The following is an 8,283-nucleotide window of genomic DNA, read 5'->3' as shown; positions in this document are numbered from 1 at the left end:
CTGGCCGGGCCGGCGGCCCGCCGTCGAAAGCTGACTGTTAGTCGACGAAGGTGTCGTGGCGCACGACGCGACGGGGGGCAACCCCGTCGTCGACGTAGGTGGTGCGGCGGAAACCGCCCCATCCACCCCAACCCCCGCCGGCAAAGGCCAGTGCCACCAGGAGTCCGATGCCGCCGACCACCATCAGGATGACCCCGACCGTGTTGACGTCGAACCCGTTGGTCGTGACGTGCACCGCGAACGCCAGCACCGCTCCCACGGCCAGCAGTAGAACGCTTACCCCGATCCCCATCGTGGACCACCTCCGGCCCCGGTTGTTCCCCGGAGTGTGGATCCACTAACGGAAATCCGTCACGCAGTGTCGATACGCCGGTAACCCTCGGCCAGGCGGCCGTCGGGCAGACCGGCGGCCCGGGCCGTGGCCCCGGTCCAGCCCCTGATCATCCCGTCGAGCGCCGCGGGGTCGGTGATCTGGCTCTCGTGGCAGCGCAGCGCCGAGACCTTGGCCTCGATGTGGTCGGTGATGTCCACGAACACGTCGGGATCGGGCGCCGCCATCATCCAGACCTCGAGCACGGAGTGGGCCTCGAGGCCCTCGGCCGCCAGCTCCGGATGGGCGAAGGGATTCCTCGCGTCCGGGTACACCGCCCCCAGCGCCGCCTCCCCGGCAGCGAGGTGGTCGGGATGGCTCGCGTAGATCCGCGCCCAGTTGCGCTCCGGAGAGGGGCACACCACCCGTTCCGGGCGCACCAGCCGGATCACCCGGGAGATGTCCCTCCGCAGCTCGATCGACACCATCAGCCGGCCGTCGGGATAGCCGAGGAAGTGGACGTCCTCCACCCCGACGACCTTGGCGGCGGCGCGCTGCTCGGCACGCCGGATCGTCGGGATCTCGGCGCGCGGCATCGCCGGGTCGAACCCGCCGGCGTCACCGTCGGTCACGATGCAGTAGCTGACCTCGTGGCCCTCGTCGACCCACCGGGCCACGCTGCCGGCGGCGCCGAAGTCGACATCGTCGGGATGGGCCGTGATGACGAGGATGCGCACCGCTGCTCAGGCCTTGTTGGCCCCGTGACGGCGCACGAAGTCGTTCACCGCGTAGTAGGCGTCGATGTCCTCCCCGGCGTCCCCCCAGTAACCGGCGATCACGTCGTACTCCATCACCCCCCGCCCGATGTAGGCGTTGTTCACGTCGGTGATCTCCAGCTCCCCCCGCTGGGACGGCACCAGATCCCGGATGACCTCGAACACCGACGCGTCGTAGAAGTAGATGCCGGCCACCCCGTAGGCGCTCGGCGGGTCGTCGGGCTTCTCGACGATGCCGACCACCCGGTCCCCCTCCAGCCTGGGCACGCCGAGGTGCCGGAGGTGCTCGGGCTCCTCGACGGGGACGAGGAGGATGCGCGCCCCGCTGCCCTGCCGGCCGAAGGCCTCGACGCTGGCGCCGATGCCCCGCTCGAGGATGTTGTCGGCCAGGTACACGCAGATCGGCTCCTGATCGGCAAAGCGCTCCGCCAGCCCCAGCGCCTCGGCGATGCCCCCGGGCTTCTCCTGGTAGGCGTAGAGCAGCCGGTCGATGCCCCACTCGTGGCCGTTGCCGAGCAGCCGCAGGAACTCCCCGGCGTGCGTCCCGCCCGTCACCACCATGATCTCGTTGACCCCGCCCTGCACCAGCGCCTCGATGGCGTAGGTGACCATGGGCCGGTCGTAGATCGGCAGCAGGTGCTTGTTGGTGATGCGGGTCAGCGGGTGCAGGCGGGTGCCGAGACCACCGGCCAGCACCACGCCTCTCATGGCTGCGACGCTAGGCGAAAGGTAGCTTCGCCCCATCGACGGACTCGTGGCCAGGGTGATGACCCTGAACATCTGGAACCTGTCGGGGCCGTGGCGGCAGCGCCGGGAGGAGATCGTGGCCTGGCTCGATCTCGCCCGCCCCGACGTGGTCTGCCTGCAGGAGGTCGTCGAGTCCCCGGAGGGCAAGAACCAGGCCCGCTGGCTGGCCGACCGGACCGGGTCGGGGTACCAGGTCGCCTTCGGGCCGGGGTCGAGCATCGCCGGGCACGCCTTCGGCAACGCCGTGCTCAGCCGCTGGCCCATCGACGCGACCGCCGTGTCCCCCCTCCCACCGTCGGCGGCGCCCGACGACACCGACCGGGTGGTCCTGCACGTCCGGACCAACGGCCTGGACGTCTTCTGCACCCATCTGGCCTGGCGGCTCGACGACGGGGCGGTCCGGGAGCACCAGGTGCGGGCCCTGACCGAGTTCGTGTCCGCCGCCGCCGACCCCGACGCCGCCGTGCCCCCGATCCTGGCCGGGGACCTCAACGCCGTCAGCGAGGCGGCCGAGATGCGCTACCTGACCGGGCTGTCGGCCATGGACGGCAGGAGCGTGTGCTTCATCAACGCCTGGGACGTCGCCGGCGGGGGCGGCCAGGGGAACACATGGGACAACCGGAACCCCTTCGCCTTTGCCGAGCGGGAGCCGAGCCGGCGCATCGACCACATCCTCCTGGCCTGGCGGCCCGGGAGCGGGGTCTGGGTCAGCCGGGCCGGGCTGGCCTGCGACGTCTCCCTGACCGGGACCTTCGCCAGCGACCACTTCGGGATGGTGGCCGACATATCGGGCCGGGCCCCCGCGATATAACGTCCGACCATGTCCGTATACGACTCCGACATCGCCGCCCTCGACGGGTCCGAGATGGGCCTGCCCGGGTTCAAGGGCCGGGCCACCCTGATCGTCAACGTGGCCTCCAAGTGCGGCCTCACGCCCCAGTACGAGGGGCTGGAACGGCTCCACGAGCGCTACGCCGGGCGGGGGTTCAGCGTGCTCGGGGTGCCCTGCAACCAGTTCGGGGAGCAGGAGCCCGGGTCCCCCGAGGAGATCGCCACCTTCTGCTCGACCACCTACGGGGTCACCTTCCCGATGACCGAGAAGGTCGAGGTCAACGGGGACGGCCGCCACGCCCTCTACCGGCAGCTGACCTCGGTGGCCGACGCCGAGGGCAACGCCGGGGACATCCAGTGGAATTTCGAGAAATTCCTGATCTCGCCCGAGGGGGAGGTCGTGGCCCGCTTCCGGCCCATGGTCGACCCCGAGGCCGACGAGGTGACCACGGCTGTGGAAAAGGTCCTGCCGAGCTGAATTCCCGGCCACGGGGAGTAGTGACTTCCCGGGCCACCTGGGTTACCATCACCTGACGCCGGGTCAGGCCGTTTCGGCGCGCCTGGGGCCCCGGTGGTCCGAAGAAAAGCCGAATTCGGGACAGGGAAGAGCAAGGGTCCGGGTAGAATTTGTTTCCCCAGAGAACAGCCACCGGGCCCCGGGTCCGGTATACCTGTCATAGGTAACTCAGCAGCAAGCCGTCCAGCAGCGTCCCCTTTCGAGCAGCAGTAGCCCCCGGAGGCGAATTGGCCACCGCTCACCGTTCCGAGCGAGAAGAAGAAGATCTGGTCCACCTCTACCTGGTGGACATCGGCCGGCACGAGCTGCTGACCAAGGACGACGAGGCGCGCCTGGGTGAGGCCATCCGGCTCGGCGCCCAGGCCCGCATCGACCTGGAGCGGGCCAAGGGCAAGGAGCTGACCTCGGCCCGGCGCCGGGAGCTTCGCCGGCAGATCGCCACGGCCGACGCCGCCACCGACACCTTCGTGAAGGCCAACCTGCGGCTGGTCGTCTCGATTGCCAAGAAGTACCAGTCCTCGGGCCTCCCCCTCCTCGACCTGATCCAGGAGGGGAACCTGGGCCTGATGCACGCGGTCGAGAAGTTCGACCATCGAAAAGGCTTCAAGTTCTCGACCTACGCCACCTGGTGGATCCGCCAGGCCATCACCCGGGGCATCGCCAACACGGGCCGGACCATCCGGCTGCCCGTGCACGCCGGGGACCTGGCCACCCGCGTGCGGAAGGTCGCGGCCGAGCTCGAGCTCCAGCTCCACCGCCAGCCCCGGATCGACGAGCTGGCCGAGGCGTGCGAGATGGACGTGGCCCAGCTGACCGAGATCCTCCGCTACGGGTCGGAGCCGGTGAGCCTGGACGAGACCGTCGGGGAGGACTCCGACACCGAGTTCGGGGAGCTGGTGGCCGACCAGACCGCCGCCAACCCCCTCGAGGAGGCCATCACCGCCGCCCTCCCCCGGGAGGTCGAGCGGATGCTCCGGCCCCTGGACGACCGGGAGCGCCAGATCCTCCGCCTGCGGTTCGGGCTCGACCGGGGTGAGCCGCGGACCCTCGAGGAGGTCGGGGAGCACTTCGACCTCACCCGGGAGCGGATCCGCCAGATCGAGTCCCGGGCGATGTCGAAGCTGCGCCACCCGTCGGCCGCGGTCGACGCCTCGGAGCTCGTCGGAGGGTAAGGACCTGCCGGGTCCCCTGACGACCGCGCCCGTCGAGACGACGGCGCCGGTCACATCCGATCCCGCCCTGGACGGGGACCACGAGCGGATGAGCCACATCGTCCTCGAGGGGTACAAGCCCGAGGAGGGGGACTTCGTCTCCACCGGGCCCACGGTCGTCGAGGGCATCGTCAACGGCACCGCGGTCCGGGCCCTGTGCGGCAAGGTCTGGGTGCCGGGCCGGGACCCCCGGCGCTACCCCCTGTGCCCGACCTGCAGGGAGATAGCCGAGGGGATGGGCTGGAAGGTCCCCGCCGGCTAGTCCAGCCCGAGGCGGCTCAGCCCCGGTCGTCCAGGAACTCGACCGGCAGCCACTCCTCGTCGGGCGGGGTGAACAGCACCCAGGCCAACACGGCGAAGACGCTGAACGCCCCCGCCGCCACCAGGTAGTCCCACCACACGAGCACGGCCGATCTCTAGCCCCGCCCCGCCGCCCGCGCCAACTCGATGAACCGGGCCACGGCCTCGGGGTCCTTGCGCCGGCGGTCTCCGGGCCGGCTGGTCCTGGTCTCCGAGTCCACCCCGGCGGGGCCGACCACCCCGATCGCCTCGGCCACGTTGTGCGGGCCCAGCCCCCCTGCCAGGACCACCGGGACGCCCACCGCCGAGACGATGCGGGCGCTCAACTCCCAGTCGTGGACCAGGCCGGTGGCCCCCACCACCCCGGTGTCGGGGTGGGAGGTGTCGAGCAGCAGGTAGTCGGCGTGGCGGGCCAGGCGGTCGGCCACCCCGGTGGCGCCGGCCCCGTCGACAGGCACGGTCAGCATGAGACCGGCCCCGCCCGCGCCGGCCCGCACCTGCTCGAGGGCGGAGTCGTCCATCAGGTGGGCCCGGGCCAGGTGCACCACGTCGGCGGGGACGGCGGAGGTGGCCGCCAGGATGCGGTCGGGTTCGGTGCCGAGGGACAGGCAGACGACGCGTACCGCGGTCAGCTCGGCCACCACCGCCCGCATGGTGTCGGGGTCGACGGCGTCCCAGTTGTCATGGCCCTCGTCGGGCACGACCCCGACCAGGTCGGGCCCGAGCGCATTGACCATCCGGGCGTCCTCGGCCACCGTGACGCCGTAGATCTGGACCAGCACGGTTCGGCGGCTCAGCCGCCTCCGGACATCTGCGAGGTGAACTGGTTCATGTCGAAGTAGTCGCGCCAGGCGGTGATGGCACCGTCGTTGACCTCGAATACGCCCATCACCGGCAGGGAGATCGTGCGCTCCGGTCCGATGAAGTGGTCGACCCGCTCGGTCATGACGACCGGGCCCTCGGCCACCAGTTGCAGGGTGTCGAAGCGGATCTGGTCGGCCATCCCCATGAACCCGGCAAAGGTGGCCTGGATGGCCTCGCGGCCCTTGACCGGCTCCATCGGGATGTTGTGGTAGACGGCGTCCTCGCTGAAGAACGACGCCAGACGGGCGACGTCCTTGTCCGGCCAGGCGGCGATGAACTCGCTCACGATCTGGGCAGGTGTGGCCACGGATCCCCCTCCGCTCACCGGCCGGATCTCGGCTAGGTGATGCGGCGGTAACGGTAGACGGCAAGCGGTGCCAGCACGGCCAGGAGTCCCGCCGTCCACGCCAGAGCGGCGACGACGTCGCCGGTGGTCGGGCCCCCCAGCATGAGATGGCGTACGGCGTCGATCACCTTGCTCAGCGGCTGGTTGTTGGCGAAGGGCTGCAACCACCCCGGCATCTGGCTGGTGAGGACGAAGGCCGACGACGCAAAGGTGAGCGGGAACAGCAGCGGAAAAGCCATCACCTGCGCCGTCTCGCTGTTGGGCGCCGCCAGCCCGATCACGCAGAACCCCCACGAGACGGCGTGGAGGAAGAAGAGGATGATGCCCACAGCGGCGAGGTAGCCGAGCACCCCGGTGTTGGGCCGGAACCCGACGGCGAAGCCGACCGCGGTCATGATGGCGATCACGAGCACCCCGCGGCAGATGTCGGCCAGCGCCCGCCCGAACAGCACGGCGGAACGGGGCATGGGAAGGGCCCGGAAGCGCTCGATGAGTCCCTTCTGGAGGTCCTCGGCTATCCCGACCGCGGTCCCGACCGAGCCGAAGGCGGCGGTCTGCACGAAGATGCCCGGCATCAGGTAGTTCTGGTAGTTCGGGATCTTGATGGCCCCCCCGAACACGTACCGGAACAGCAGCACGAACATGATCGGCTGCAGGCTCATGAAGAACAGGGCCTCGGGCGTGCGCACGAACGTCAGCAGAGTGCGCTCGGTCATCACCAAGCCGTCCTTCAGCCCCCGGCGGGCCCGCCCCACGGCGTCGACCGGCGGCGGAGCCGTGGCGGGCCGGCCGTTGCCGAGGCCGGCGGCGCCGTCCGGGGCGAGGGTGCGGGGCGGGGCCAGGGTGGTCACGAGGCGCGGGCCTCGCTGTCGTCTACGACGAGCTCCTCCTCGGCGCGGTGGCCGGTCAGCGAGAGGAACACGTCGTCGAGGCTGGGCTCGCGCAGGGCCAGATGTACGGGCACCAGGCGCCGGCGGTCGAGCGAGCGGAGGGCCCGGGTGAGGAACTGCGCCCCGTCGGTCACCTTGACCTCGACCGTGGCGCCCTCGACCTTGGGCTCCTCGTCCCCGAGCCGCTCGAGGGCGGCGGCCGCCTGCGCCGCCGCCTCGGCGTCGTCCATCTCCAGGCTGAGGACCGTCTCCCCGGAGTGGGCCTTGAGCTCGGCCGGGGTTCCCTCGGCGATGACCCGGCCGTGATCGACCACCGCGACGACCTGGGCCAGGCGGTCGGCCTCCTCGAGGTACTGCGTGGTCAGGAGAACGGTCGTGCCCTCGCTCACCAGCTCCTCGATCATCTCCCAGAGGTCCTTGCGGCTCTGCGGGTCGAGCCCGGTGGTGGGCTCGTCGAGGAACAGAACGGGCGGGCGGGACACCAGGGCGGCGGCCAGGTCGAGGCGCCGGCGCTGCCCTCCCGACAGCGTCTTGGCCGGCCGGTCGGCGGCCTCGTCGAGCCCGAAGCGCCCGAGCAGCTCCCGGGCGCGGGACCGGGACGAGGCGCGGCTCATCTGGTTGAGCTGGCCGACCATGCGGAGGTTCTCGTAGCCGGTCAGGTTGTCGTCCACGGCGGCAAACTGGCCGGCCAGGCCGATGACCGAGCGCACCTGCTCGGCCTCCCGCACCACGTCGTGACCGAGCACCTGCGCCCGGCCGCCGTCGGGGGCCAGGACGGTCGTGAGGATCCGGACCGCCGTCGTCTTGCCCGCCCCGTTGGGACCGAGCAGGCCGAACACGGTGCCGGCCTCGACCTGCAGATCGACGCCGTCGAGCGCCAGGACACGACCGCCGTAGCGCTTGACCAGGCCGTGGGCCTCGATCGCCAGATCCATGCCGCGCAGGTTACGGATGCACTGCGCGCCGGAGCGAGCTTTGAACCCTTGCATACTGGGTTCTGTGACCGATAACACACCCGGCGGTCGGATGATGCGCCCCGAATCGGTCGATTGGTGAGGTCGGTGCAAAAGTGAAGGTGCCCCGCGCCACCGGCTGGCTGGAGCACGCCGGCGAGAGGATCTACTACGAGGTCGCCGGCCCCGACGGGGCGCCGTGGCTGATCCTGTGCCACGGCGCGGGCGGCAACCACGCCGTCTGGCACCACCAGGTCGCCCACTTCTGCCCGACCTTCCGGGTCGTGGCCTGGGACCAGCGCGGCTTCGGCCGCTCGACCAACAACAACGGGGCCGCCTCCCCACAGGCGGCGGCGGCCGACCTGGCGGCGCTCGTGAGCGAGCTCGGGGTGGAACGGGCCCACGTGGTCGGCCAGTCGATGGGGGGGTGGGCGGCCATGGGCTTTGCCGTTGCCCATCCGGAGGTGCCGCTGTCGCTCACCCTGGCCGACACCCTCGGCGGGATCCCCGTGGCGGACTGGGCGGCGGGCCGGCTGTC

Annotated in this window: 13 protein-coding genes; 5 read left to right on the top strand and 8 right to left on the bottom strand. The window is 71.0% G+C overall.

From position 1 onward, the window contains the following. Positions 1-37: 37 nt before the first annotated feature. The 3 genes from VFW24_03640 to VFW24_03630 are packed head-to-tail and all read right to left on the bottom strand — an operon-like array spanning position 38 to position 1,794. Positions 38-292: a hypothetical protein gene (locus tag VFW24_03640; protein ID HEX5265843.1), complete on the bottom strand. Its 255-nt coding sequence runs from the start codon at positions 290-292 to the stop codon at positions 38-40. Positions 293-351: 59 nt separating this feature from the next. Continuing rightward, positions 352-1,047 carry a PIG-L deacetylase family protein gene (locus VFW24_03635; protein HEX5265842.1) on the bottom strand — a complete coding sequence of 232 codons (696 nt, stop codon included), beginning with the start codon at positions 1,045-1,047 and terminating at the stop codon, positions 352-354. Between the two features lie 6 nt (positions 1,048-1,053). Continuing rightward, positions 1,054-1,794: a sugar phosphate nucleotidyltransferase gene (locus VFW24_03630; protein ID HEX5265841.1), complete on the bottom strand. Its 741-nt coding sequence runs from the start codon at positions 1,792-1,794 to the stop codon at positions 1,054-1,056. A gap of 46 nt (positions 1,795-1,840) precedes the next feature. Between VFW24_03630 and VFW24_03625 the strand changes: the two genes are divergently transcribed. The 4 genes from VFW24_03625 (at position 1,841) to VFW24_03610 (ending at position 4,654) form a co-directional block, all read left to right on the top strand. After that, positions 1,841-2,644 (top strand): endonuclease/exonuclease/phosphatase family protein, encoded by an 804-nt coding sequence (locus tag VFW24_03625; protein ID HEX5265840.1) that lies wholly within the window; start codon positions 1,841-1,843, stop codon positions 2,642-2,644. A gap of 9 nt (positions 2,645-2,653) precedes the next feature. Then, positions 2,654-3,142, top strand: coding sequence for a glutathione peroxidase (locus tag VFW24_03620; GenBank protein HEX5265839.1), 489 nt, complete (start codon positions 2,654-2,656; stop codon positions 3,140-3,142). A 266-nt stretch (positions 3,143-3,408) separates the two neighbouring features. Further along, positions 3,409-4,353, top strand: coding sequence for a sigma-70 family RNA polymerase sigma factor (locus VFW24_03615; GenBank protein ID HEX5265838.1), 945 nt, complete (start codon positions 3,409-3,411; stop codon positions 4,351-4,353). Between the two features lie 88 nt (positions 4,354-4,441). After that, positions 4,442-4,654 carry a DUF3039 domain-containing protein gene (locus VFW24_03610; protein HEX5265837.1) on the top strand — a complete coding sequence of 71 codons (213 nt, stop codon included), beginning with the start codon at positions 4,442-4,444 and terminating at the stop codon, positions 4,652-4,654. A gap of 16 nt (positions 4,655-4,670) precedes the next feature. On the opposite strand, the gene VFW24_03605 is transcribed toward VFW24_03610, so the two are convergent. From VFW24_03605 to VFW24_03585, 5 genes are read right to left on the bottom strand one after another with little or no spacing between them, the layout of a single operon-like run. Continuing rightward, a complete protein-coding gene (locus tag VFW24_03605; GenBank protein HEX5265836.1) occupies positions 4,671-4,799 on the bottom strand; it encodes a hypothetical protein in 129 nt (42 codons plus the stop codon). Between the two features lie 9 nt (positions 4,800-4,808). Then, positions 4,809-5,474, bottom strand: coding sequence for a phosphoribosylanthranilate isomerase (locus tag VFW24_03600; GenBank protein ID HEX5265835.1), 666 nt, complete (start codon positions 5,472-5,474; stop codon positions 4,809-4,811). 11 nt (positions 5,475-5,485) lie between these two features. After that, entirely contained in the window at positions 5,486-5,863 is a 378-nt protein-coding gene (locus tag VFW24_03595) for a limonene-1,2-epoxide hydrolase family protein (protein ID HEX5265834.1), read from the bottom strand. 32 nt (positions 5,864-5,895) lie between these two features. Continuing rightward, positions 5,896-6,753: an ABC transporter permease gene (locus VFW24_03590; GenBank protein HEX5265833.1), complete on the bottom strand. Its 858-nt coding sequence runs from the start codon at positions 6,751-6,753 to the stop codon at positions 5,896-5,898. Continuing rightward, positions 6,750-7,727 carry an ATP-binding cassette domain-containing protein gene (locus VFW24_03585; protein HEX5265832.1) on the bottom strand — a complete coding sequence of 326 codons (978 nt, stop codon included), beginning with the start codon at positions 7,725-7,727 and terminating at the stop codon, positions 6,750-6,752. Before VFW24_03585 ends, VFW24_03590 begins: the two co-directional genes overlap by 4 nt. A gap of 134 nt (positions 7,728-7,861) precedes the next feature. Here VFW24_03585 and VFW24_03580 point away from each other — a divergent pair. Then, positions 7,862-8,283: alpha/beta hydrolase (locus tag VFW24_03580; protein HEX5265831.1), on the top strand; the 422-nt coding region annotated here is incomplete at its 3' end.

Source organism: Acidimicrobiales bacterium (assembly GCA_036273495.1).
In the GTDB taxonomy this organism is placed as follows: domain Bacteria; phylum Actinomycetota; class Acidimicrobiia; order Acidimicrobiales; family JAJPHE01; genus DASSEU01.
Note: the sequence above shows the minus strand (reverse complement) of the source record. Positions and strands in the feature narration are given on the sequence as shown.

Bases quoted from the DNA above. Each gene is read 5' to 3' on its own strand.
- VFW24_03640 (HEX5265843.1), bottom strand. From the start codon at position 292: ATGGGGATCGGGGTAAGCGTTCTACTGCTGGCCGTGGGAGCGGTGCTG.
- VFW24_03630 (HEX5265841.1), bottom strand. From the start codon at position 1,794: ATGAGAGGCGTGGTGCTGGCCGGTGGTCTCGGCACCCGCCTGCACCCG.
- VFW24_03620 (HEX5265839.1), top strand. From the start codon at position 2,654: ATGTCCGTATACGACTCCGACATCGCCGCCCTCGACGGGTCCGAGATG.
- VFW24_03610 (HEX5265837.1), top strand. From the start codon at position 4,442: ATGAGCCACATCGTCCTCGAGGGGTACAAGCCCGAGGAGGGGGACTTC.
- VFW24_03585 (HEX5265832.1), bottom strand. From the start codon at position 7,727: ATGGATCTGGCGATCGAGGCCCACGGCCTGGTCAAGCGCTACGGCGGT.